This window comes from Rothia sp. HC945 (assembly GCF_051370785.1).
In the GTDB taxonomy this organism is placed as follows: domain Bacteria; phylum Actinomycetota; class Actinomycetes; order Actinomycetales; family Micrococcaceae; genus Rothia.
Genome location: NZ_JBFCSN010000004.1, coordinates 119701 through 143244, shown reverse-complemented (window position 1 = coordinate 143244; position 23544 = coordinate 119701). Strand labels below are relative to the sequence as shown.

Sequence of the window (23544 nt, the reverse complement as noted above, 5' to 3'; positions counted from 1 at the left end):
CGCGAGGTGGCAGCCTTGTGCAGAAATCGGTTCCACATCCGCACAAGGGTGCCGCCTCGGCCAACGGTCCGCGCAAGGGTGCCACCTTGGCCGTGGGGATCAGGCGACTTCGGGGCGGACCCGCGAATCGTCGACATTGCGGTTCCGCCATGCCTCGACGATCCACATGCAGAAGAAAGCGAACAGACAGATGATCGGGATCGCGGATACCACCAGCGGGAAGGTGGAGATGTAGTCGAGGTACTGCGATGAGCCGTACAACGCGATGCCGATCCACATGGGCGAGATGTAGAGCCCGATCGCCGCGACCCAGGCCAGGACCAGTGCGATGGTGCGCTCCGGGCCCTTGCGCCAGAAGAGCCACGGGACGGCGTCCACACAGATCGCCGCGATGATCAGCGGGAACCACGTGTTGTGGTGCGACCAGGAGATCGGCGAGATCGAAAGCATCACGAATGCGTTCAGCGAGACGATCGAGAGTTTCATGCCTCGCTTGTCCAGCGAGGGAATGACCGCCGCAACCCCCACGATCAGGGCCAGGATCAGCACGTACATCACGATCTTCAGCACCGGCCCGGTCAGCCCGATGTGCATGAGCCAGCCCTGGATCGAGATGTTGTCCAGGTAATTGATGTTGCCGACGCGCGACGGATCGGAGATCGCGTCGAACCAGAACTCGGCGGCCTGGTGCGGCAACAAGATCACGCCGACCAGAATGGTCCCCGCGAACGACGCCGCCAGAGTCACGAGCCCCTTGATGTCCTTGCGCATCAGGAGGACCAGGCCGAAGGCCAGGGGCGTGAGCTTGATACCCGCCGCGATGCCGATCAGCAGGCCCCGAGGAACCTTGGTCGCGGGGCGAAGCAGGTCCGCGAGGATGAGGAGCATGATCAGCGGGTTGATCTGCACGAGTCCGAGACCGCGACGCCACGGGCCCGACAAGCAGATGAGGGCCGCGAGCAGTGCGATGGTCGTGGTGCGTCCGAGCTTGTCCTGCAGGGGGATCTTGTATCCCCGGTGATTCACGTAGTCGTAGATGATCGCCGCGAACCACCATGCGACGGCGATCGAGAAGATCACCATGATCGCCGTCCCCACTTTGACCGGGAGGAACGCGAAGGGCAGGAACAGCAACGCCGCGAACGGCGGATACGTGAAGGGCAGGAAGGAAGTTTCCGTCAGCGGGATCAGGTGCAGGTCGTACAGATCCTTGGTGATGCCGTCATTGCCGAAGATCGTCGCGGCACCGGCGCGATACACCGTGAAGTCCAGGCCACCCTGGGTCATGGCGTAGAGGAACTGTCCGCCAAGAACGACGACGACGGCGATCCACGCACCGATTTGCCAGGGCCTGGACGGCGCGCGAAGTTCAGCGGAAGAGGAAGTCATTGCTTCAGTTTACCCAGGCAGTCCCGTGGTCGCGGTTGCGCGGACGACCGGCCCGAGGGTCAGCCGCGCGAATCACCCGAACCGTTGTCGGAAACCCGGTCGGACGCCTCGTTCGACATCTCGCCCGATGACTGCTCGTTGGCCTGATTCTTCGGTTTTGCCACCAGATTGGTCGGCCCTGCCCCGGCGACCTTCCGACGGCGCCTGGGTTTGCGGGCCGAGGCACCGGCGTCGTCGTCTCCATCGCGGCGCGCCTTCGCCTTTTTCGGTGAAGCCGCGATGCGCAACGCCGTCTCGATGACGATCACGAGCAGGCACACGAAATACACGATGTAGGAGGGGTAGAGCTCCAGGACACTTCCGACGACGCCGATCAGCGTCGCGACCAGAGCCAGAATGCCCACGACCATGATGATCATGTGCGCGACGTAGAAGCGGTCGGAATCCTTGGTGCGCCACGCCAGGTAGATCGACATGAGGCCGAACAGAATAGGAAAGAACACCTGCCCGGAGACGGCCATCGGATCCGGATTCCAGGTGTAGAGACCCATCGCTTGGATGACCGCGGCCGCGGCCAGCGCAAGGGAGGCAGGCAGAGATTTCATGGCCGCAACTCTACCGACCGCGAGGATCTGTGCCGAAATATCGCCTGACCGGGGGGCTCCACGGCCTCGAGGCGGCGATGCGGTGCGGCCCCGCACGCCACCCTGGTGCCGTTACGCGGGGGTTACCCGATGGAGAGGAGTTTTCCGCCGTTAGGTGGCGGTTCAGCCCCACCTAACGACGGGAAACGCCGCCACATCGGGCAACCGCCACCCAACTCGGCCAGTTGCTTCAGGCGCACAGCCCAACCACCCGACTCGGCCACCCAGTCCAGCCGAGCCACCCAGCCGAGCGACCCAAGCCATCCGCCCCAGCCAGACCCCCGATCCGAGCGCCCTACCGATCGACGCCGAACAGGCGGTCCGTGTGGGAGTTGCCGAACACGGCGTCGGCGTCCACGAGCGACCGCAGCGCGCGGAAGTCCTCGAACCGCGGATACAGTCCCGCCAGTTCCTCGCACCCCAATGTGTGCCGTTTGCCCCAGTGAGGGCGGCCGCCGTGAGCGCGCATGACCCGTTCGACGCCGGTGAGGTAATCGGTCGGGTCCTCCCGGAAGAACCGGTGGGCCGCGATGTACATCGTCTCTCGACCGTACGCGGTGGACAGGGGGACGTCGTCCGCGGCAGCCACGCGGCCCTCGATGGGAAAGGAGATCTTCAAGTTCTTGCGGTCGATGAGGTCACGGACCTCGCGGACCGCGGCGGGGCCTTCCTCCAGCGGAACGGCCCATTCGGTCTCGTTGAATCGCACTCGTCTCGGCGATACGAAAACCTCGTCGGCGGACGCCCTGTAGGCGCGGTTGGACGTCGCCCAGGCCGCGACGCGGCAGAGGGTCGGAATTGCGGCCGGAAACCGGGATCCGACCTCGCACATCGCGCGCAATCCGCCGTTGTCCACGACTTCCTCACTCAGAACCTGTGCCCACTTCTTCCTCGGCCGCACGTCCACGAGATCACCGGGGGCCTGTTCTCCCCTACGAACCCGAGTATTGGTCTTGGCCACCGCGCGATCGGTATGGGGGAACCAGAAAAACTCGAGATGGTCGTGGGTTCGGGCCCGTTGTTCCAGACCATCCAAGAGGTCGTCGAGGTTCTCCCCGGTCTCCTGGGCGATCAAGTCGAAGGCCTCCACGCACTGCAGCTCGACCTCCAGGAGCAACCCGAGCACACCGACCGAGATCCGGGCCAGCGAGAAGATCTCTGGATGCTCGGTCTCGGAGAGGTTCAGCACCGACCCGTCGGCCGTCAACAATTTCAGCCCCGTCACGGTCCCACCGAAGCCGGTGAACCCCAGTCCGGTCCCGTGGGTTCCCGTCGAGATCGCCCCGGCGATCGACTGCGGGTTGACGTCGCCCTGATTCGTCAGCGCCAGGCCGTACGGTTCCAGGATGGCCGGAATGTCGCGGAGGCGCGTTCCGGCACGGAACCGGGCGCGACGTCGTTCTGCGTCCACGCCGACCAGACCGCTCATCTCGTCCAGGCTCACCAGGTGGTCTTCCCCCATTGCGACAGGGGTGAAGGAATGACCGGCCCCAATGACCCTGACGCGTTCGCCTCGGGTCGCGGCCTGCCGCACGACGTCGGCCGCTTGCGCCTCAGAACGAGGCTTCCACATGTGCTGGGGTCGGGCCGATTCGATTCCCGACCAATTGCTGACAGTGTGCATCAGAACGCCCATCCTTCGCCTCGGTAGGTCTTCCATGTCTCGAGAATCCGGCCGCCGGACACGACCTGGTACTCGGTCAGGTGCTCCGCGAGTTCACCGGCCTTGGCGTGGCGGAAGTACACCAGGTCCCCGAGGCCCAACGTTTCAGCGCCCGGGCCGCGCAACGGAGTCTGGACCTCGCCCGGCCCTTCCGTCGGAGAGTATTTGAGACCTTCCGGCCAGGCGATGGTTGGGGCCCGGTCCGCCCCGGGCGGTCCGGAGGCGATCCAGCCGCCTTCGAAGACCGTGACCCAGCCGGGCGCCGGGCGGCGCACCACGGGGGTTGCGATGAAAGCTGCGGGCCGGTGGTGGAACTGCTGGTAGCCGTCGAAGAGCCCCGGGGAGAGCAAACCGGATCCGGCGCCCAACTCGGTGAGTGTGCCCTCGCTGGTGCTCGTCTCGAGGGATCCGGTGCCGCCACCGTTGACGAATTCGATGTCCTGCTCCTCCCGAACAGCGGCGATCACCCGGGTCCTGCGATCCGTGAGCTCGTCGACGGACATGCCCTGCATGCGGCGAGTCACCATGGCTTTGAGCCCTTTGCCCGCATTCGCCTGCCCTGCGATCTGCCCTTCGTAAGAAAGAATCCCCACCAGAGCTATGTGGGGTCGGCGAGAGATCTGGCGGACGATGTCGAGTGCCTGCTCCGGTGTCCGCACCGGCGATCGTCGCGCCCCCAAGTGGACCCGGTCCGCCAGGACCTTTTCCCAGATCCGCAACGATGCGTCCACCTCAAGACAGAGCCTCACGGGCGGCAAGGCCGACGCCGACCCCTCGGATTCTCCTTCGCGTATGTATTTCTCGACGAAATCGAGATGCTCCGAGGAATCGACCGTGAGGGTGATTCTCTCCCTCGCCCGTCGGTTTGCCGCAAGCCTCCGGAGCCCGGGACGGTTGGTCGTCGGGTAAGCAACGAGGACGTCGTCGCACCCTTTCTCCACCAGGGCCAAGGCCTCTTCCAAGGAGAAAGCCATGATGCCCCGAAACCCCGGTCTGGCAAGGACGTAGGACATGACCCCCGGGATTCGCAGTGATTTGGAGGCCACACGAATGGGCAGTCCGCCCGCCCTCTCCCTCAGCGCCTCAATATTCGCATCCAACGCATCCCTGTCGATGACCCCAATCGGACCGTCCATTCCCTGGAGAGCCTTGCGGACGGAGAGAGAGACCATGGAGAACCCTTCGCTGACGTGGTGCTTTGCATCACACCCTACGTCAGTCTCTGTCATCATGGACTCATGAGTACATCACGTTGCGACACGCTCACCGAGGACGCGGCAGAGACACAGGCCCCGCGCCGCCTGGCCGGGTTTCTGGCCGAGAACCTGGAGGACGACGTCGTGGGCACGGGCTCCCCGATCCATGTCGCGCCACCCGCGCTCGGTCGAACGATCGCCTCGGTGCCCGGAGCGACCGCGGAGGACGTCCGTCGCGCCGCGGAGAGAACCCGCGCGGCCCGAGTCGCCTGGTCGGAGCGTCCCGCGGCGGCACGCGCGGCCGTGCTGCTCCGGCTTCACGGTGAGATCCGGCGGCATGAGGCCCTCCTCCTGGACACCATCCAGGCCGAGACGGGCAAATCCCGCATCCACGCTTACGACGAGATCATGGACGCGTACAACGTGTGCCGTTTTGTCGGCCGGGCGGCTCCCCGAGTCCTTCGCGAGGAACGGCGCCGGGGCGCCATCCCAGGCCTGACGCGCACGATCGTCCAGCACTCACCGGTCGGCACCGTTGGCTTCATCACCCCATGGAACTACCCGGTGTCCCTGGGCGGAACCGATCTCCTCTCCGCCGTCGCCGCCGGCAACGCCGTCATGCACAAGCCCGACTCCGCGACGATCCTCTCGGCAATCCTGATGCGTCGCCTCGCGGTCGCCGCCGGGTTGCCCTCTGACGTGTGGCAACTGTTTCCGGGAGCAGTCGACGACGTCGGCGACACCCTCATCGAGACGGCCGACGCCGTGTCCTTCACGGGGTCCACCGCCGCCGGCCGCGGCATAGCGTCAAAGACCGGGCACATACTAACGCCGACCACCCTCGAACTCGGCGGCAAGAACCCCATGATCGTCTGTTCCGACGCATCACTGGAAGCCGCCGTGGACGGCGCCGTCCGTGGCTCCTTTTCCTCGACCGGGCAATTGTGCCTGTCCCTCGAACGGATCTACGTGGTCGGGGACCTGTACGAGAAGTTCTGCGAGCGCTTGGCGGAGGCCACCGCCGCGCTCCGGCTGGGGTTCTCGTTCGACCATCGCCACGATGTCGGCAGCCTGATCTCCGAGGCGCATCTCGAGCGGGTCCGGGACGCCGTGGCGAACGCGACTCGATCTGGGGTCCGTGTGCTCGCCGGCGGGTCGACGCGGCCCGACCTGGGGCCGTGCTTTTTCGAACCGACGGTCCTGACCGACGTGCCTCACGAGGCCCCCATCGCGACCGAGGAGACTTTCGGACCGGTTGTGGCCGTGTGGCGCGTCGAGTCGGACGACGAGGCGATCGCCCGCGCGAACGGGACCGCCTACGGACTCAACGCGAGCGTGTATTCGGGATCCAGGAGCCACGGCCTGGAGGTCGCTTCCCGCCTGCACTCGGGGATGGTCAACATCAACGAGGCCTTCGCGGCCGCGTGGGGGTCCATAGCGGCGCCGTCGGGCGGGTGGAAGGCCTCCGGCCTCGGCCACCGGCACGGCCCGGAAGGAATCCTGGAATTCACCAGGTCACGGACGATCGCCCGCCAGAGCCTCACGCCCATCGCACCATCCGGTCCCCTGGATCCACCAACGTTCCAGAGGGTCATGACCTCGGCGCTCGGTGCGATGAAGACACTCGGCCTGAAATAGTCCGTTGCGGGAGTGATCTGGGACAACTAGGGGCCGACCTCGAGCAATCCACTCTGTAGGCTTGACCCGATGACTCATTCGCACAGGAACTCCCGCGGAAGAACCGCACGCACCGAGCACGGCAAGGGCGTTGCGGGATTCCTCGCGCGCGATTGGCAGGTCGTGACGGCGCTGACCCTGCTCCTTGCCGGGGTCGTGGGTCTGTTCCTGAGCGACTACGGCAAGACCGAGTGCGCGCTGATCGATACCCCGACAATCCCCAACCACGGTTCGTCCGCCATCCCCGATCACCTCTCCGGCGAGGTCGACAAGGCCTCTGACGAGTCGGGCCTTCCGGCCAATGTCCTGGCCGCCCAGATCGAGGCCGAATCCGCGTGGAACCCGGATGCCCATTCCAAAGCGGGCGCCAAGGGGATCGCCCAATTTACGGATGACACCTGGGAAACCTGGGGCGAGGGCGACCCCATGAACGAGAAGGACGCGATCGCGGCTCAGGGGCGGTACATGAAATTTCTTCGTGAACAGGCCCGCGGCTACGCCGACAACGAGGACCAGGTCAATCGGTACGCCCTGGCCGGCTACAACGCCGGACCCAACGCCATGAAGAAGGCGGAAGGCGTCCCCGATATCCAGGAAACCAAACTGTATGTGGACAAGATCATGAAGCTCTCCGACGACAAGTACGCCCAGAGCTCCTGTTAGCCGGCCCGGACAACCGGCCGCTCTCGCAGGAAAATGCCGCCTCGGCACGCGAGACGACATCGGACGAGAGATGTCGGACTAGATTGGTGCCATGGCATCAACTTCAGAATTTCCGTGGATCATCGCCGTCGACCAGGCCGCCGAGCTGATCGAGAGGCCGGATGTCTCCGTTCGGGTCGCCGACGTCCGCTGGTACCTGAACGGGCACCCCGGACTGGATGAATACCGCTCGGGGCATGTTCCGGGCGCGGCGTTCGTCGACCTCGACACCGTGCTCGCCGCGCCCGGCACCGCAGAAACCGGCCGCCACCCACTCCCCGACGCTGAAACCTTCGCGGTAGGGATGGAAGCGGCCGGCATCGACGACGATAGCGTCGTCATCGCGTACGACGATGCCTCCGGAGCCTCGGCCTCGCGCCTCGTGTGGCTGCTTCGCGCCACTGGCCATGCGGCGATGGTTCTCGACGGCGGAATCCAGGCCTGGGTCGAGGCATTCGGCCAGGAGTCGCTGGTCGTGGGGTCGGCAGATGTGGTCCCGGCCGACCCGGGGAGTTTCACCCGAACCCCCGTGAATCCGGAATGGACCGCATCGATGGAGGAGGCCGAAACGGCGGGCACGAGCGGTCGGCCGCTCATCGATTCCAGAGCACCCGAACGCTATCGGGGCGAGACCGAGCCCATGGACGCCTGGGCCGGCCACATTCCCGGCGCCGAGAACGTGTTCCACGCCAAGAACATTGGCGCGGACGGCCGGTTCCTTTCGGCGTCGCAGCTGCGGAAACGCTTCGAGGACGCAGGCGTCATGGGATCTACCGACGACACCGGGACCGCCTCACCCATCGTGTACTGCGGGTCCGGCGTCACCGCATGCCACAACCTGGTGGCCATGGAAGCGGCGGGGCTCCATGGACGCCTGTACGCAGGGTCATGGTCCCAGTATTCGGCCCTACACCCGGCTCCTGACGCCGAGTCCGCGACCTCCGGATCCGCCGCCAACGAGTCGGGGCCGGACACCGTGTAGCGGAGCGACCGGGCAACGGTTCTTCGGATCGACGGATTCGGTGGTGACCGAGGTCCGGCACCCGACGAGGGCGGTGCACCCATCCGGGCGGGCCAAAGCGCTACAGAACCTTCGCGAGCCTCTCGACGCCCTCGGAGAGCCGTTCGGGAGACACCGAGGAAAAGGCGAGACGCAGGTTGCGTGCGCCCGAGGGAACGGCGGGTGGATTGCCGGCGCGGTGTGCGGCGGCATCGTCGTAGAACGCCGTGCCGGGGACGAAGACCACACCGGCATCGATGGCGCGCGGCAGGGCCTGCTCCGCGTTGGCCGCGCCGCCTTCCGGCAGCGTCAGCCACGTGAAGAATCCGCCCTCGGGCACGGTCCACTGTGTGCCTTCAGGCATGTATTGCTCGCACGCACTCAGTACGGCTTCGCACCGCTCCTGGTAGAGGGTCGAGGTTTTGCGCGTGTGAGGCTCCCACATGCCTTCGCTCATGAAACCGAGCACCAGTCGCTGGGAGAGCACTGACGGGCAGATCGTCACGGCCTCGCCCGCGATCTGCAGGAACTTCCGGACGCGCGGCGGCGCGACCATCCACCCCACGCGAACCCCCGGAGAGAAAACTTTCGAGAAGCTGCCGAGGTAGATGACGGCGTCGGGATCGTAGGAGTGCAATGAACGGTGACGTTCGCCGTCGAAGCCCAGCTGGCCGTAGGGGTTGTCCTCGACGACCAGGACGTCGTTCTCCCTGCAGACCCGCACGATCTCGGCACGTCGCTCATCGGCGAGGGTCACGCCGGTCGGATTCTGGAAGTTCGGGATCGTATAGAGGAACTTGACCTTCTTGCCCTCGGCGGCAAGCTGCTTGATTCGCTCCTCCACCTGGTCCGGCACGAGGCCCTGCTCGTCCATCTCGACCTGCTGGACTTCGACCTCGTAGCCCTCGAACACGCCGAGGGCACCCGTGTACGTGGGGCCTTCGGCGAGAACGACGTCGCCCGGATCGGTGAACAGCTTGGTCACCAGGTCCAGGCCCATCTGGGAGCCGGCGGTCATCTGGATCTCGTCCAGTTTCGGACGGGACCCCTCCGATTCCATGAACCCGCACACCAGCTCGGCCAGCTCTTCCAGCCCTGCGCCGGAGCCGTACTGCAGGACCTCAAGCCCTTCCTTGGCGATGATCTCCGACGCCATCTGGCCCAACCGGTCCAGCGGCAGAAGCTCCAGGTCGGGATTGCCGCCGGCCAAGGAGATGATGCCGGGCCGCATCGAGACCTCGAAGACGTCGCGCACGGGCGAGGGACGAAAGCCCGCTGCCCTGGTCGCGAATCCTTGCATCAGGCGCGCATCCGCGCCGGTTGCTCCGGACATGAGTTCCTGAATGCTGACCACTTAAATCTCCTTCGAATCGAGTGGGGGTGACCTGGGTGCGCGGACGGAGCGCCCGCGGGCGACCTACTTGCCGTACGTGTTCTTGGCCTCGCCGTACGCGGGGCCATCGGCCGGAGCGTTCTTGCCCAGGGCCATGAGGCTGATGAATTCGTAGACGATGTGTGCCGCCGCGATTCCCGTGAGTTCCGCGTGGTCGTAGGCGGGTGCGACCTCGACGACCTCACCGCCGACGACGTCGAGCCCCCGCAACCCGCGAATGATCTCGAGGATCTCCCGACTCGTCGCCCCGCCGGCCTCGGGGGTTCCGGTCCCGGGCGCGTGGGCCGGGTCCAGAACATCGATGTCGAGGGAAATGTACAGGGGACGGTCGCCCACTCGCTGGCGCAGGAGGTCGACCACCTTGTCCACGCCGAGGCGGTAGATGTCCGCGGAGGACACAATGCCGAATCCGAACCGGGCGTCGTCGTCCAGATCCTGCGTCCCGTAGAGCGGACCGCGGGTGCCGACGTGGCACAGCGCATCCGTGTCGATCAGATTTTCCTCGAAAGCCCGGCGGAACGGCGTCCCATGGGTGTACTCGGCCCCAAAATAGGTGTCCCAGGTATCCAGGTGGGCATCGAAGTGCAACAGTGCGACCGGTCCGTGTTGCCGGTGCATGTTCCTCAGATTGGGCAAGGCAACGGTGTGGTCGCCACCGATCGTGATGAGCTTGGTTCCGTGCTGGGTCAGCTCACATGCCCCGGCCTCCATGGCTCCGAGCGCGTCCTCGATGTCGAAGGGGTTTCCGATGATGTCGCCCGCGTCGGCCACCTGCGTGTTCTTGAAGGGCGACACGTTCTGCGCGGGATTGAACGGACGGAGCAGACGCGATGATTCGCGCACGTGATTCGGGCCGAACCGGGCCCCGGGCCGGTAGGAGACTCCCGTGTCCCAGGGCATGCCCGCGACGACGACGTCGGCCTCCCCCACTTCGTCCAGACGCGGCAACCGAGCAAACGTGCCGTTACCGGCCCAGCGCGGAACCTGGGCGGCGTTGACGGGACCCACGAACGAACGACCGTTCGCATCGGTCTCGACAATGCGTTCGGGGTCAGCCGAGAAACTGGGCTTGGCCTGGGGCTTGTTTTCGCTGGTCACGTGCATCCTTCCGGAGGAACAGTCGGGCTTGTTTCCCATTGTGCAACAAAAGTTGTATCGACGCACGGCTCACCCGCCAAGTGACCACGGGCCACCGCGAAGTGGCAACGCCATGCGGTTTTCACGTCATTTTCTGCACGCCATTGCCACCTCGGGCAGAGAACCGCAGTGAATCACGCGGGGTTACACGTAGCGACGCGCGGCTTCGACGGCTCGGCGCCCGTATCCTCCACCGAACAGTGCGGCGTGCAACAGGATCAGGTGGAGCTGATGCAGATCCACGCGCTCCTGCCATCCCGCCTCGAGCGGGCGGGCCTCGTCGTAACCCTTGATGATCTCGCCCAGATGCGGGGCACCGAACATGTCCAGCGCAGCCAGGTCATCCTCCCGATGCCCGCCATAGGGTGTGGGATCGATCAGGACCGCCTCGTCTCCTGACCACAAGACATTCCCGGCCCACAGGTCGCCGTGCAGGCGACACGGCGAGTCGTCGTCGTCAAACACGCCGCCAGCGAGCCTCTCGCACAGACGACCGAAGAGCTTGCGGTCCTCACCGGAGAACCCCGCGGTCTCCCGGACCAGCGGCTCGACCCGCAACCTGGCGAACATCTCTCCCCACCCGTCGAATTCTCCGAGAGGAAGCGGCAGCTGCTGAGCCGCCGGACCCTGGTAGCCGTCCCCCTCCCACCCGGGAGGGCCCGCGCCCCAGGCGGGAGCGCCGGCATCGTGCATCATGGCCAGCCCCTGCCCGAAGGCCCGGGCCGAGGCTTTCGACGGCGACGACTCACGGATCATCTCGAGCCGAAGTCCGTCCTCCTCGACGCCGAGCACCCGGCAGATCCTGACCCCGCCGCTCTCCTCGGCGTCGGTGAGCCAGTCCAATCCGGCTTTTTCCCAATCAGCAGGCCGACCCGTCGTGTGCTTCGCGAAAAACTCCATACTTCATGATGTCCCACCGTGAGCTCACCCGAAAGAGGACCATTGTTTACCGGCGCGCCACACATCTCTGCCAGGATGAAGTGGTGAGCTTCTTGATCGCCCATCGCGGCCACTCCTCGAAAGCACCCGAAAACACCATGGCGGCCTTCGAGTCGGCCGTGGATGCGGGATTCACATGGATCGAGACGGACGCGGACATGCTCGAAGACGGCACCGTCGTCCTGGTGCACGATGCCTCCTTCCGTCGGACCGGTCGGACGTCGGCGCGCGTGAGCACGTCCAAGTCCGAAGACCTTCCAGGAATCGACGTCGGTCGCTGGTTCTCCGCGCGCTACGCGAACAGCCGGGTTCCCATGCTCGCCAACCTCGTCGACCTGATGAACCAGACCGGACTGAGCGCAAATGTCGAACTCAAACTCTCCGATCCCACGCCGGAGCGAATTGACGATTACATCGACACCCTGATCCGCGGATTGAATCGCCTCGACCCAGATTCACTGAAAAATCGGGTGATCATTTCCTCCTTCAATCATCGGATTCTCGCCGCGTTGCACCTGGCCGCGCCCCAACTGCGATTGGGGTGCTTGTTCGAACGCAGCCGATTCGCCCCCTTGAAACGCCACAGCGTATGGCGCAATGCCGCATGGGCGACCGGCGCCGAATTCATCCACCCGCACCACCGTGAACTCACCCGAAAAATCGTGAAATTGATCAGAGCAGAAGGATTCGGCGTCAACACATGGACGGTCAACAGTCCGCGCCGCGCCGCCAGGCTCGCCCGCTGGGGTGTGGGTGGAATATGCACCGACGGCCCCAAGGGCATGACTCCCCAGGATGCGCCATTGTCGTTGCGGTCGGATGGGTCGGCGCCGCTGCGGCACACTCCCGACAGCGCAACGACGGACGACGACCCCGGAAGTTCAACCCGGACGGCAAAACTTTCCAATTAGAATAAAATTTTCACCAAAATACTCTGCGGGAATCTCAGTATCCGTCACGGGTATTCATTTTTGAATATTCATTGACCGAATTATGAGACGTGACTTACATTGGGTCGACCAGGCTCGAAAACAGTTTGGGCCGTGGCTCTATGGAGTTCAGTCAATGAAAAAGCCTCAGCACCTTAAGAGAGCAGCTTCAGCGCTGGGAATCATCGGCGCGTCGATAGCACTGGGGGTTTCGGGGACCCCCGCCCTGGCCGCCACGGACGGTGACCCGGTCAACTACATTGTGGGCGGCCAACCCACCAACAGCCCCAATATTGTCCAGCTTTCCTTCCAGACCGAGGGAGAATCGGGAACTTTCGGCTGCACCGGTGAGGCCATCAACAGCGAGTGGATTCTGACCGCTCGCCACTGCACCGACGGTTCGCAGGACATGAAGGCCTACTACTCGAACGACACCTCGAACCCCGGTCCGGCCGAGGCCTCCGATCGTGTGGTCAACTCACCGAACGGTGACGTCGGTCTGGTCCACCTCGAGACTCCGCACGAGGTCAGCTCCTACGCCCAGGTGGGCGACGGATACACGCCCAGCCCCGGTGACCACGGAGACATCTTCGGCTACGGCCTGCGCGCCAACCAGGGTCAGCCCGACTGGCTGTACACGGCCGGGGTGAACGTGCTCGGGACCTCCACGGATGCTTACGAGGGCGAGGCGATCCATATCCGCGGCGACGACGGCGCCTCGAATCACGGCGATTCCGGCGGACCGTTGGTCATCAACGGCAAGATCGTCGGAGTGTGCTCGACCGGCGATTCCGCAGACCCGGGCTCCGATACCCAGGCCGGAAGCAACTACGCCAACCTCAACGACCACCTCGACTGGATCTCGCAACAGACCGGCGTGTGAACCGACCGGTGACCGCGGATCATCAACCGCGTTCCCGAGAGGTGATTCGCGCGGCGTCGACCACCGCTTCGGCGGGGTGTCGACGCCGCGCGAAATGCGTTAACGGACCGAGCGACCCCTACTTGTTGACCAGAACCCAGAGGACTTCGGCCGGACCGCCGGTACTGCGCCATGAGTGCGGCTCGTGGCCGCTCAGGGTCACGGAGTCCCCGGGGGACAATTCGAATTCCCCGGCGCTCGTGCGAAGAACGAACTCCCCGGAGATGACATGCAGAACCTCGGTCTCGCACTCGACGGTGTACAGGCTCTCCTCGCCCCTGCCCCCGGGCTCGATACTGGCCCGAATAACCTGGACCTTTTCCAGATCCGCCCCGGAGACGAGGCGCTCGTGAATGCCCGCGCCGCCGAGGTCCACCTCAGGGGCCTCGTCGAGGCGAATGACGTGCGTATCCGGCTCCTCGAACAGGTCGCCGATATCCACGCGCAGGGCCCGGCACAGCTTCACGAGTGACGCGACGGATGGAGAGGTCTGCTCGCGCTCGACGCGGCTGATAAAACCTTTGGTCAGATCCGTTGCCGTGGCCAGCTGTTCGATCGTCATGTGCTGGCGCAACCGATGGTTGCGAAGGCGCGATCCGAGCTCGGGCGACCTCTCCGACTGCTGTACGGGCAACGCCTTCATGGCTGGATCCTTTCCTTGGCCTCTATGCATGGTATCGATAGAGGTCATGATTTCTGCTCCGCGTCAGGATTGGTCCGCCCTGTGAACCTTCTTATTATTATTCTCTACCTCGCCGCGATGGTGCTCCTCGGCTGGTACGGCAAGCGCCGGGCCAACAGCACGGAGGACTACCGGGTCGCGGGACGACGCCTGGGTTACCTCTTTTTTACGGGCACCATGTCCGCCGTCGTCCTGGGAGGGGCCGCAACGATCGGCGGCGTCGGCCTCGGGTACACCTACGGAATTTCGGGGATGTGGATGGTCACGGCCATCGCCATCGGCGTCATGGTCCTGTCCCTCGCTTTCGCCGGCAGGCTCCAGCGACTGGGCGTCTACACGGTCTCCCAGATGCTCCAGTTGCGCTACGGCGGGCAAGCGGTCAATGCGTCTTCGGTGGTCATGCTCGGATACACGGCAATGCTCGTGGTGACGTCGACGTCGGCGTATGCCTCCATCTTCAAGGTCTTGTTCGACCTCGACCGCCCGTGGGGCATTGTCATCGGTTCCGCGGTGGTCATCGCGTACTCGATCCTCGGAGGGATGTGGTCGATCACGCTGACTGACCTCATGCAGTTCCTCATCATGACGATCGGCATGTTCCTTCTCCTGTTGCCATTCTCGCTGCACGCGGCGGGAGGATGGTCCGGCCTCCACGAGCGGCTGGACACCGAATTCTTCGACCCCGGTGCCATGGGTGCACAGTCCATCATCACGATGTTCGTGGTCTACACGCTGGGCCTGCTGGTCGGGCAGGACATCTGGCAACGGGTGTTCACCTCGAAGACCCCGCGCGTTGCTCGGTGGGGAGGTTTCGCGGCCGGGGTCTACACCCTCCTCTACGGAATCGTCGGTGCCGTGATCGGCATGGGCGCGGCCGCCGTCATGCCGAACCTCGAGGTCCCCGACGACGCCTTCGCCGCACTCGCGCAGGACTACCTCCCTCAGGGACTGGGCGGCGTCGTACTCGCGGCGGGTGTCGCGGCCATGATGTCCACGGCCTCGGGCGCACTGATCGCCTCCGCGACGGTCGCAAGGGTCGACGTCGTGCCCCTGATCGCGCGCCTCGTGGGCCGTCGGGCGGGCGACGCCGCCGACCATGCGGACGGGAGCCAGGAATCCACGGAATCTGACTCGAGCATGAGACTGGACCGGCTGTACGTGTTGGGCATCGGTGTGATCGTCACGGTCATCGCGATGATCGTCCCGAGTGTGGTCACGGCGCTGACCATCGCTTACGACATCCTGGTCGGCGGGCTTCTGGTCGCGATCCTCGGCGGTCTCTTCTGGAAACGCGGGACGGGCGCCGGGGCGGCCAGCTCGATGCTGGTCGGGGCGCTGGGGGTGCTGGTTTCCATGGTCTTCTTCGGCGTGGACGCGAACGAACCGATTTACGTGGGTCTGGTCCTGTCCCTCATCGTCTACCTGGCTGTCTCGCTGCTGACGCCCCGAACGGACGGCGCGACGCTGACCGCTTGGCAGGACCGCGTCGAGGGGTCAAGGCGGTAGCGGAGCGACCGAAGTCTGTGACTCGCAAGGCCGCGTCACGCTGTCGTCCGTCGGCATCGGCCGCCGCAGGACGGCGCGCTCTCCCCAAGAGTTTCGTATATGTATATTCTGGTTGCACAACAGGACACATTGCGGAGTCTCGGCGAGACCGCCTTGTCACCACCCCGTTCGCCGCAGGGCCGCGGCGAGAAGGAGAAGCATCATGAGCGACCAGACCGCAGAAAATACCGCGGAGACCGCCCCCGTGCACACCGAACAACGCCACAACGCGGGGTATGCGATCCTGGCCACCCTGAGGAACTATGGCATCGACACCGTGTTCGGCATCCCGGGGACCCACAACCTCGAGTTCTACCGCCATCTCGACGAACTCGACATCAAACCGGTGACCACGCGCCACGAGCAAGGCGCCTCCTACGGCGCGGACGGCTGGTCCCTGACGAAGGGCCTTCCGGGCGTGGTCATCACGACCTCCGGCCCGGGCCTGCTCAATTCGCTCTCGGGAGCCGCAACGGCGTACGCGGAGTCCCGACCCATGATCCTCCTCTCCCCAGGCCGCCCCCGCGGCACCGAGTTCCGCGACATCGGCTCCCTGCACGAGACCAAGAACCCAACCGGAGCCGTGGACTCGATCATCGGCCTTTCTCGTCGAGTCAGCTCGGCCTCCGAAGCGGTCGAGATGATCCACAACGCGTTCGTCTCCTTCAAGCACGACCGCCCGCGCCCGATTCACATCGAGGTCCCTCTCGACGTGCTCGAAGAGACCGGAGGGTTCACCGAGGATGAGCTCCGCGCCCGACCGCTCGGTTCCTTCCAGCCCGCCCAACCGCACGACGTCGCCCGCGCCGCGAACATGCTGGCCGCCTCCAAGAAGCCCGTCATCGTGGCCGGTGGCGGTTCGGTCGCCGCCCACGAAGCGGTGCTCGAACTCGCCGAGTTGCTCGAGGCACCGGTGATCACCTCGACCAACGGGAAGGGAGCGATCCCGGAGCGGCACCGGCTTTCCCTCGGCGCGGACCTGCGCCTGAGCACCGCCCACGAGTTCTGCCGGGACGCCGACGCGATGCTGATCATCGGTTCCAAGATCGGTGAGGCCGAACTGTGGGGCGGCGACATCCGCCCGGACGGCCCGATCATCCGCGTGGACATCGAGCGCCAACAGATGCTGACCAACATCACCCCGGATCTCGAGCTCCCGGGCAATTCGGTGGCCGTTGTTCCCCAGCTCTTGTCCGCTCTCAAGGCAGAAGGCGTGGAACCTGGCTCGCGTCCGGCGCGCGACCTGACCGAGGTCTTCGAAAAACTCGACGAGGAAGGCCGGTCGATCGCACCGGAGCTCGCCAAGATCAACGAGATCATCATGAGCGTGTTGCCAGAGGACGCGATCGTCGGTGGCGACTCTTCGCAGGTCACCTACATGGGCACGACGACGTTCTACCGCGCCCCCAAACCCAACTCGCTGTTGTACATGGGGACCTACGCGACCCTCGGTTACGGCCTGCCCGCATCCATCGGGGCCAAGATAGCGGCCCCGGACCGTCCGGTGATCTGCCTCCTCGGCGACGGCGCGCTCATGTTCGCCATCCAGGAAGTCATGACCGCGGTCGAGCAAGAACTGGACTTGCCGATTGTCTGCGTGGACAACGGGGGTTACGGCGAAATCCGTGCCAACGAAGAGGGCCGGAACATTGCGCCCATCGCGGTGGATCTCAAGCAGCCCGACTGGGTCACGCTTGCTGAAGGCTTCGGCGCCACGGGATTCTCGGCCACCATGGACACTTTGGCCCAGAAGGTCCAAGAAGCGATGAAGACCAAGGGCCCGTCCCTCATCCACCTCACCATCGGCCGGGACCTGTAATACCGCGTTGAGGTTCGGCCCTCCGGGCTTCGGACGACGCCGTGTGTCACAAACATAGCCTGCCCCCGTCTGGCCACACGGCGCCGTGCCCGGCGGCCGCATGTCCCAGGAGACCGCCGGTTTCTGCCTAGAGTGGATCCGTGCACAGTCTTCGACGAGCCGCCGCATTCACCGGCACAGAAATCTTCTCCCCGTTCATTCTCGCGACCGCTTTGCTCATTGGGGTGCCCGCGAGCACGGGCCCCGGTTGGGTGTGGCAGGCCGTGGTGGGCGTGGTGGCCGTCGTCGTGATCCCGTGGGGCCTGTCCCTCTACATGGCACACACCGGGCGGGTCAGCGATCGCTTCATCTACCACCGGAAACAGCGGTACGTCTTCTACGGCATCTCCCTGATCTCGATCGCCGTGGGAACCGCGGTCCTGCTCATTGCGCCCGCCGCCGCGGCCACGAAGAGCATCATCATCGTGATGCTAGTGGCCATTCTGATCATCGCTCTCGTCAATTTCCGGCTCAAGGCCAGCGCCCACGCCGGAATGAGTGCGATCTTCGGCATGGTGATTCCGGGTCTCTTCGGCCCGTGGTGGATCCTCCTCTCGCTGGTGGTCCATGCTTCGGTGTGCTGGTCGCGCTGGTACCTGAAGAAGCACACCGTCCCCGAGATCGTGGTCGGGTCGTTGATCGGTGTGCTGCTCGGCGCGGGCCACCTGTGGATCGTCTCCTCGCTCTGACTGGCTGTTTCTCATCATGAACGTCGTTTGCGCCTGCGGCGTCGTCGGGAGAAGCTGAAACCGCCACATCAGCACGAGCGGAAGGATCGGCATGCTCGGGGTACTCGAGGGCTTCGCCATCATTGGGATCGTTGTCGGTATCGGGTACGTGGTCGAGCGCATGGGTGTGCTCGGCAAGAACGCCGGCTGGACCCTCAATCGATTCGCATTCTTCGTCGCCCTGCCGGCGCTGATGTTCACGACCCTGGCGACGTCGGACCTCCAAGTCATCTTCTCCGCACGGCTACCGGTCGCCGCGCTGAGCTTCGTGGCCATGGCCGCCCTGTACACGCTGATCGCCGGGGTTTTCCTCAAGCGCGGAGTCGGCCGGGTGACGGTCGGGGCCGTCGGGGCGGCCCTGCTGAACTCGAACAACATGGGCCTGCCGGTGGCCACCTATATTTTCGGTGACCCCTCCCAGGTGGCCCCGATCCTGCTGTTCCAGCTGGTTCTGGCCACTCCCGTCTGCCTGGCGATCTTCGACGTCGTCGCCAAAGGCAGGTTGTCTGCTCGGGACGTGATCAGCCAGCCCTTCCGCAACCCGATCATCATCGGTTCGGTGCTCGGTGTACTGGTCAACGCCCTAGGGGTCCCGGTCCCGGAAGTCATCGACCAGCCATTGACCCTGATCGGTGGGGCAGGGATCCCGCTGATCCTGGTGGCCTTCGGTATGTCACTGCGAGGAAACCGTCCGCTCACGGTCGAGGGCCAAAAGGTCGAAACCCTCCTCTCGGTGGGCCTGAAGGTCGTGGCTATGCCGGTAGCCGCGTTCCTTCTGGGCAACTACGTCTTCGGACTGGCCCCGCACGACCTCTTCGCGGCCACGGCCCTGGCGGGACTGCCGACGGCGCAGAACCTCTTCAGTTTCTCCTCGCGCTACAACCAGAATGTCTCGCTGGCCAGGGACATCGTCCTCCTCTCGACAATCGCCGCGATACCGGCGCTCTTCGTGATCGCAGCGATCATGGCCTAGCCGCTGGTGGTGTCGCGGGCGAGGTGGGGTGAGGCTTGTTTTGGGTCGGAGGTTAGCCGCTCCGGGCCGAGGTCGGCCGCAGGTCGGGGGTCGGCCCCAGGTCGGGGGTGGCCGAGGGCCGGGGGGTGGCCGCATTGAGTGGCGGTTACCTGATTCGGTGCCGTTCACCTTCGTTAGGTGGCGGTTAGAGCATCACCTAACGAGGGCAAACGGCTCTCATTCGGGCAACCGCCACGCGGGCGAGGCCAGTCCGGGCGGCCGGCGTCGTCGGGAACCCCCTCGAGGCGGCAGTCGTGTGCGTCCCACGTCCCGAGGTGGCAGTCTTGAGCGGTTTCGGGCCCGAAAGCAGCACAAAACTGCAACCTCGCGGGATCGACCCGCACAAAATTGCCACCTCGCGAGCCAGACCGGAAAACCGACCCACAGGCAGACCCGAAAACCGACCCGAAGACCGCCCCGGGCCCCTAGCCGAGAAGGCTGCCGAGCCCCAGGCCCACCGCGGCCGCCGCGGTCGAGAACACGAGCAGTCCGAGGGCGTTGACCCACGAGGCGTTCCAGCGTCGCTCCTGCATCAGCCGGAACGTTTCCACGCTTGCGGTCGAGAACGTCGTATAGCCTCCCATGAATCCGACGCCCAGGACCGTCTGGAGCTCCGGCGCCACGGCGTGCGCGGTGAGCAGGCCGGTCAGGCCTCCGAGCAGGAACGAGCCGGAGATGTTGATGATATTGGTCGCCCATGGCATCGAGTTGCCCAGGGCCTGTTTGATAACACCGTCCAGAAGCATGCGCACCGCCGCGCCAGCGCCACCCGCGAGCGCGACGCCGAGAAAGAGCCAATCGATCATGTGGCGCTCCGTTCGTCGTTGCGGACCGACGTCGTCGTTCGCACGGCCACCAGGATCCCCGCGCCGGAGGCAATGACTCCGGCAACCACGGTCAGAAGGGCGTAGCCGATCCCCGTCCAGATTCGGCCGGACCCCAGGAGTTCGACGATGTTCGTCGCGAGCGTGCTGTAGGTCGTGAACCCGCCCAGGACGCCGGTCCCCACGAGCACGCGGACCGTCCGGCGGGTACCGACGTCGTCCCCGCGGCGGCCGACAGACTCCAGAAGGTAACCGAGGCACAACGCCCCCACCAGGTTGATCGCGAGGATCGCGCCCATGGCATGACCGGACCCGGGGAAGACGAGGGTCAGCGCGTACCGGATTCCGGTACCGAGGGTCCCGCCGAGAAATGCGAGACCGAGATAGGCCGGACGGAGGTGCACGGGACGGGGGGTCGGGGCGGGCGGCTGGTCGTGATTCCGCATCATTCCGCCCCGCTCGTTCCGTGCGGCTTTTCGACGTCGCCCAGACAGCACGCGGGGCGAGAGCCGGTCGAGATAGCGAACCAGCCGGCCGTCGAGAGAATGGGTTCGAGCTGCCGTGGGTCGATGCCGACGGCGACAACTCCGCCGTGTGAGTTCATCGCGCCTCACCACCCGGGGCGCGGGTCAGTGCGCGGGTACGCGGCGTACGGGGTTTCATGGGTCTCCTACCTTCCGACGCGGACGCACCGTTTCACGGCGCGCCACATGGCACAGGCAGGGACTGTTGTCGTTTTCCACCAGACTCCGCATGGAGTGTTCCGCGGACAACGAGGTTGGGTTACGGCGAGCCCCACCGCCGCGACGGAGCGTGCCCGTCCAAGACGGAGCATGTCCGTCCAATGAGTTCAACGTATTGCGGGTGCCCCGAGAAGTCAACGTGTCCACCGCCCGACATGGCGGACACCGCGGCTTCCGGAAGCCGCCCATTTCGGCCACCACCCCTTGCGGTCAGTAGCCGAGAGTCCTAATGTACAACTTGTATCTATGTTGCGTTCAACCCCAGGAACGCGAATTCTCGAAGGAACGGACCGTGCCCCAGAAATCCGCCAGGCCTCGCCCCGAAGCCGATTCCGCCGCCACCCAGGAGCGCCAGCCCGCCCCCGCGGGCGACCTCGTGTACCGAGAGGTCAAGGCCCGCATCCTCGACCACAGGCTCGAAGGAGGCGCCCTGATCAGCGAGGGAGACATCGCCGCCGAGCTCCAGGTCAGTCGGACGCCGGTACGCGAGGGGTTCGTGAGGTTGCAGGCCGAGGGCTGGATGACGCTGTACCCCAAGCGCGGTGCCCTGATCCGGCAGGCCGGTCCCAACGAAGCGCGGGACGTGGTCGAGGCGCGGATCGTCGTCGAGTCCCACGCGGTCGAGGCCATCACGACGTCGGGCCACGGCCAGGAGGTCGCGGACGAGCTGAACGAGCTGATCCGCACCCAGTCGGAGGCACTCGACGCAGGCAACGACGACGACTTCGCCAAGATCGACGCAGATTTCCACCAGCACATCGTCCTGCGCGCAGGAAACGGGCTGTTCATCGACTTCTTCGACAACCTCAAGGACCGGCAACGCCGGATGTCGGCGCGCGCCGTCTGGAAATCCAACGAAAAAGCCGAGGCCGTTCTGGCCCACCACCGCGAACTCGCCGACCTCATTGCCGCGGGCGACGCCGCCGGGTTCAAGCAACGACTCGGCACCCACCTCAACGAAGTGCACCACCGCCTCCTCCCCTGAGACCGGTCGCCACTCGACCCCCAGTCACAAATCCCCCGAAAGGACCCCCTCTTGCTTCCTCAGAAGCGCCGCCTCCCCCTGTGGCTTCTCGCCGCCACGTCCCTCTTCTCCGTCGCATGGGGCGGCAACCAGTTCACCCCGCTTCTCGTGATGTACAAGGATCTCGACGACCTGAGCACCGGCGCGGTGGACGTCCTCCTCGGCGCGTACGTGCTGGGCATCGTTCCGGCGCTTCTGGTCGGCGGGCCGCTCTCCGACCGTTGGGGGAGAAGACCGCTCATGATTCCGGGGCCCGCGTTCGCTCTGATCGCCTCGGTTCTCTTGGCCGTCGGTGCGGCCTCGCCCACGGTCCTGTTCATCGGCAGGATCTTCTCGGGCCTTGGCTTGGGGCTGGGCATGGTGGTCGGCGGCTCCTGGATCAAAGAGCTCTCCATGGCGCCCTATGATCCCTCCGCCGACGACGCCGCCGGGGCCCGGCGTGCCTCGATGTCCTTGACCGCAGGATTCGCCCTCGGTGCCGCGGTGGCCGCCGGGCTCGCGCAGTTCGGTCCCTGGCAAGCGGCGACGCCGTATGTGGTGCACATGATCGTGGCCCTTGTCGGCCTCGCGGCCGCGCTGATGGCTCCTGAGACGCATGGTCGCCAGGCCGAGCCGGCCCGGTTGGTCGACGACCTCCGGATTCCCACCGCGAAACACCGCAGATTCCTCTGGGTCGTGGTCCCCATGGCCCCCTGGGTCTTCGGGTGCGCGGGCAGCGCCTACGCGGTTCTTCCCGCCGTGGTGAGCGCCCGGACCCAAGGGCTCGACATCGGATTCTCCGGATTGTTGTGCCTGGTCGGGCTGGGGTGCGGTTTCATATTGCAGCAACTCGGCAAGAGGTTCGACGACGTCCGCTCGGCGCGCGCCGTCGTCGTCGCCCTGGCCTGCACCGTCCCCGCAATGGTCTGCGCCGCATGGGCCTCGTACACCCTGAATCCCTGGCTCGCGACCCTGGCCGCGGCCATGCTCGGCAGTTCGTACGGGCTGCTGCTGGTCTCCGGGTTGCAGGAAGTTCAGCGCATCGCCGGTCCCAAGGACCTGGCCGGCCTGACCGCCGTCTATTACTCCCTGACCTACTTGGGCTTCTTCATACCCGCGGCCCTCGCAGTGCTCAACTCCTGGATCACCTACCAGGTCATGTTCGTCGGGGGCGGCGCGGTGGCCCTGCTCTGCCTCGCCCTGGTCGCGAGCTTCTACCGCAAGCACCTTCCGGGCGCCGATCCGACGAACGGTGCCGAGGCCGCACGGGCCTGACATCCGGGGCTGGGGCGGCGGAGTCGGGCGCGGCGTCGGGTAGGGCGCGGGCGCGGGCGCGGGCGCGGCGTCGGGGCTGGTCGGAAAGCATGACTCTCGGTCCAGGCAGCGCGGGTTGGGTGGCGGTTACCCGATTCAGCGCCGTTTACCCCTGTTAGGTGGGGGTTGCGCCGCCACCTAACGAGGGTAAACGCCTCGCATTCCGGTAAACCCCGCGCAAAGGGCCAGTGCAGGCGCCATGCGCAGGAGCCAGAGGCCGGGATCCCGCGACGAGGCGGCACAT

General features: G+C 65.5%; 22 protein-coding genes. 11 read left to right on the top strand and 11 right to left on the bottom strand.

What is annotated here, in order from left to right:
* Nucleotides 1-99: 99 nt before the first annotated feature.
* The 4 genes from AB0Y14_RS11810 to AB0Y14_RS11795 all read right to left on the bottom strand — a co-directional run bounded on the left by AB0Y14_RS11810 (nucleotide 100) and on the right by AB0Y14_RS11795 (nucleotide 4868).
* Nucleotides 100-1389, bottom strand: a complete 1290-nt coding sequence (locus tag AB0Y14_RS11810) for a glycosyltransferase 87 family protein (protein ID WP_436589462.1) — start codon at nucleotides 1387-1389, stop codon at nucleotides 100-102.
* A gap of 59 nt (nucleotides 1390-1448) precedes the next feature.
* A complete protein-coding gene (locus AB0Y14_RS11805) occupies nucleotides 1449-1994 on the bottom strand; it encodes a hypothetical protein (protein ID WP_436589461.1) in 546 nt (181 codons plus the stop codon).
* Nucleotides 1995-2328: 334 nt separating this feature from the next.
* Nucleotides 2329-3657 carry a D-arabinono-1,4-lactone oxidase gene (locus AB0Y14_RS11800; protein WP_436589460.1) on the bottom strand — a complete coding sequence of 443 codons (1329 nt, stop codon included), beginning with the start codon at nucleotides 3655-3657 and terminating at the stop codon, nucleotides 2329-2331.
* A complete protein-coding gene (locus tag AB0Y14_RS11795) occupies nucleotides 3657-4868 on the bottom strand; it encodes an alanine racemase (RefSeq protein ID WP_436589459.1) in 1212 nt (403 codons plus the stop codon). Before AB0Y14_RS11795 ends, AB0Y14_RS11800 begins: the two co-directional genes overlap by 1 nt.
* 66 nt (nucleotides 4869-4934) lie before the next feature.
* Between AB0Y14_RS11795 and AB0Y14_RS11790 the strand changes: the two genes are divergently transcribed.
* From AB0Y14_RS11790 to AB0Y14_RS11780, 3 genes are all read left to right on the top strand, one after another.
* Nucleotides 4935-6530: a succinic semialdehyde dehydrogenase gene (locus AB0Y14_RS11790; RefSeq protein ID WP_436589458.1), complete on the top strand. Its 1596-nt coding sequence runs from the start codon at nucleotides 4935-4937 to the stop codon at nucleotides 6528-6530.
* A gap of 69 nt (nucleotides 6531-6599) precedes the next feature.
* On the top strand, nucleotides 6600-7232 hold the full coding sequence (locus AB0Y14_RS11785) for a transglycosylase SLT domain-containing protein (RefSeq protein WP_436589457.1): 633 nt from the start codon (nucleotides 6600-6602) through the stop codon (nucleotides 7230-7232).
* Between the two features lie 91 nt (nucleotides 7233-7323).
* A complete protein-coding gene (locus tag AB0Y14_RS11780) occupies nucleotides 7324-8253 on the top strand; it encodes a sulfurtransferase (RefSeq protein ID WP_436589456.1) in 930 nt (309 codons plus the stop codon).
* Between the two features lie 100 nt (nucleotides 8254-8353).
* Here AB0Y14_RS11780 and AB0Y14_RS11775 read toward each other — a convergent pair whose 3' ends face one another.
* From AB0Y14_RS11775 to AB0Y14_RS11765, 3 genes are all read right to left on the bottom strand, one after another.
* The gene (locus AB0Y14_RS11775; protein WP_436589455.1) at nucleotides 8354-9625 is read right to left on the bottom strand and encodes a PLP-dependent aminotransferase family protein; all 1272 of its coding nucleotides are present in this window, start codon (nucleotides 9623-9625) and stop codon (nucleotides 8354-8356) included.
* Nucleotides 9626-9688: 63 nt separating this feature from the next.
* A complete protein-coding gene (gene speB, locus AB0Y14_RS11770; protein WP_436589478.1) occupies nucleotides 9689-10705 on the bottom strand; it encodes an agmatinase in 1017 nt (338 codons plus the stop codon).
* 240 nt (nucleotides 10706-10945) lie between these two features.
* Complete coding sequence (locus tag AB0Y14_RS11765; protein ID WP_436589454.1) at nucleotides 10946-11644, bottom strand: fructosamine kinase family protein; 699 nt, start codon at nucleotides 11642-11644, stop codon at nucleotides 10946-10948.
* Nucleotides 11645-11784: 140 nt separating this feature from the next.
* Between AB0Y14_RS11765 and AB0Y14_RS11760 the strand changes: the two genes are divergently transcribed.
* Together AB0Y14_RS11760 and AB0Y14_RS11755 are read left to right on the top strand one after the other, a co-directional pair.
* Nucleotides 11785-12651, top strand: coding sequence for a glycerophosphodiester phosphodiesterase family protein (locus AB0Y14_RS11760; protein ID WP_436589453.1), 867 nt, complete (start codon nucleotides 11785-11787; stop codon nucleotides 12649-12651).
* A gap of 154 nt (nucleotides 12652-12805) precedes the next feature.
* Nucleotides 12806-13552 carry a S1 family peptidase gene (locus AB0Y14_RS11755; RefSeq protein ID WP_436589452.1) on the top strand — a complete coding sequence of 249 codons (747 nt, stop codon included), beginning with the start codon at nucleotides 12806-12808 and terminating at the stop codon, nucleotides 13550-13552.
* Between the two features lie 118 nt (nucleotides 13553-13670).
* On the opposite strand, the gene AB0Y14_RS11750 is transcribed toward AB0Y14_RS11755, so the two are convergent.
* Nucleotides 13671-14234: a helix-turn-helix domain-containing protein gene (locus tag AB0Y14_RS11750; protein ID WP_436589451.1), complete on the bottom strand. Its 564-nt coding sequence runs from the start codon at nucleotides 14232-14234 to the stop codon at nucleotides 13671-13673.
* A gap of 81 nt (nucleotides 14235-14315) precedes the next feature.
* Here AB0Y14_RS11750 and AB0Y14_RS11745 point away from each other — a divergent pair, with 81 nt between their 5' ends.
* The 4 genes from AB0Y14_RS11745 to AB0Y14_RS11730 all read left to right on the top strand — a co-directional run bounded on the left by AB0Y14_RS11745 (nucleotide 14316) and on the right by AB0Y14_RS11730 (nucleotide 19377).
* A complete protein-coding gene (locus AB0Y14_RS11745) occupies nucleotides 14316-15779 on the top strand; it encodes a sodium:solute symporter (RefSeq protein ID WP_436589450.1) in 1464 nt (487 codons plus the stop codon).
* A gap of 202 nt (nucleotides 15780-15981) precedes the next feature.
* Entirely contained in the window at nucleotides 15982-17637 is a 1656-nt protein-coding gene (locus AB0Y14_RS11740) for a thiamine pyrophosphate-binding protein (RefSeq protein ID WP_436589449.1), read from the top strand.
* Nucleotides 17638-17777: 140 nt separating this feature from the next.
* Nucleotides 17778-18365, top strand: a complete 588-nt coding sequence (locus AB0Y14_RS11735; protein WP_436589448.1) for a hypothetical protein — start codon at nucleotides 17778-17780, stop codon at nucleotides 18363-18365.
* A 91-nt stretch (nucleotides 18366-18456) separates the two neighbouring features.
* Nucleotides 18457-19377, top strand: coding sequence for an AEC family transporter (locus AB0Y14_RS11730; RefSeq protein WP_436589447.1), 921 nt, complete (start codon nucleotides 18457-18459; stop codon nucleotides 19375-19377).
* A 464-nt stretch (nucleotides 19378-19841) separates the two neighbouring features.
* On the opposite strand, the gene crcB is transcribed toward AB0Y14_RS11730, so the two are convergent.
* The 3 genes from crcB to AB0Y14_RS11715 are packed head-to-tail and all read right to left on the bottom strand — an operon-like array spanning nucleotide 19842 to nucleotide 20844.
* Entirely contained in the window at nucleotides 19842-20222 is a 381-nt protein-coding gene (crcB, locus tag AB0Y14_RS11725; RefSeq protein ID WP_436589445.1) for a fluoride efflux transporter CrcB, read from the bottom strand.
* Nucleotides 20219-20689, bottom strand: coding sequence for a fluoride efflux transporter FluC (locus AB0Y14_RS11720; protein ID WP_436589444.1), 471 nt, complete (start codon nucleotides 20687-20689; stop codon nucleotides 20219-20221). Before AB0Y14_RS11720 ends, crcB begins: the two co-directional genes overlap by 4 nt.
* On the bottom strand, nucleotides 20686-20844 hold the full coding sequence (locus AB0Y14_RS11715) for a hypothetical protein (protein ID WP_436589443.1): 159 nt from the start codon (nucleotides 20842-20844) through the stop codon (nucleotides 20686-20688). Before AB0Y14_RS11715 ends, AB0Y14_RS11720 begins: the two co-directional genes overlap by 4 nt.
* A gap of 431 nt (nucleotides 20845-21275) precedes the next feature.
* Here AB0Y14_RS11715 and AB0Y14_RS11710 point away from each other — a divergent pair, with 431 nt between their 5' ends.
* Complete coding sequence (locus AB0Y14_RS11710; protein ID WP_436589442.1) at nucleotides 21276-21968, top strand: GntR family transcriptional regulator; 693 nt, start codon at nucleotides 21276-21278, stop codon at nucleotides 21966-21968.
* Nucleotides 21969-22019: 51 nt separating this feature from the next.
* Nucleotides 22020-23261 (top strand): MFS transporter, encoded by a 1242-nt coding sequence (locus tag AB0Y14_RS11705; protein ID WP_436589441.1) that lies wholly within the window; start codon nucleotides 22020-22022, stop codon nucleotides 23259-23261.
* Nucleotides 23262-23544: the final 283 nt, after the last annotated feature.

Bases quoted from the DNA above. Each gene is read 5' to 3' on its own strand.
- AB0Y14_RS11740 (WP_436589449.1), top strand. From the start codon at position 15,982: ATGAGCGACCAGACCGCAGAAAATACCGCGGAGACCGCCCCCGTGCAC.
- AB0Y14_RS11755 (WP_436589452.1), top strand. From the start codon at position 12,806: ATGAAAAAGCCTCAGCACCTTAAGAGAGCAGCTTCAGCGCTGGGAATC.
- AB0Y14_RS11785 (WP_436589457.1), top strand. From the start codon at position 6,600: ATGACTCATTCGCACAGGAACTCCCGCGGAAGAACCGCACGCACCGAG.
- crcB (WP_436589445.1), bottom strand. From the start codon at position 20,222: ATGATCGATTGGCTCTTTCTCGGCGTCGCGCTCGCGGGTGGCGCTGGC.
- AB0Y14_RS11810 (WP_436589462.1), bottom strand. From the start codon at position 1,389: ATGACTTCCTCTTCCGCTGAACTTCGCGCGCCGTCCAGGCCCTGGCAA.
- AB0Y14_RS11730 (WP_436589447.1), top strand. From the start codon at position 18,457: ATGCTCGGGGTACTCGAGGGCTTCGCCATCATTGGGATCGTTGTCGGT.
- AB0Y14_RS11720 (WP_436589444.1), bottom strand. From the start codon at position 20,689: ATGATGCGGAATCACGACCAGCCGCCCGCCCCGACCCCCCGTCCCGTG.
- AB0Y14_RS11780 (WP_436589456.1), top strand. From the start codon at position 7,324: ATGGCATCAACTTCAGAATTTCCGTGGATCATCGCCGTCGACCAGGCC.
- AB0Y14_RS11750 (WP_436589451.1), bottom strand. From the start codon at position 14,234: ATGAAGGCGTTGCCCGTACAGCAGTCGGAGAGGTCGCCCGAGCTCGGA.
- AB0Y14_RS11790 (WP_436589458.1), top strand. From the start codon at position 4,935: ATGAGTACATCACGTTGCGACACGCTCACCGAGGACGCGGCAGAGACA.
- AB0Y14_RS11805 (WP_436589461.1), bottom strand. From the start codon at position 1,994: ATGAAATCTCTGCCTGCCTCCCTTGCGCTGGCCGCGGCCGCGGTCATC.
- AB0Y14_RS11800 (WP_436589460.1), bottom strand. From the start codon at position 3,657: ATGCACACTGTCAGCAATTGGTCGGGAATCGAATCGGCCCGACCCCAG.
- AB0Y14_RS11795 (WP_436589459.1), bottom strand. From the start codon at position 4,868: ATGGTCTCTCTCTCCGTCCGCAAGGCTCTCCAGGGAATGGACGGTCCG.
- AB0Y14_RS11715 (WP_436589443.1), bottom strand. From the start codon at position 20,844: ATGAACTCACACGGCGGAGTTGTCGCCGTCGGCATCGACCCACGGCAG.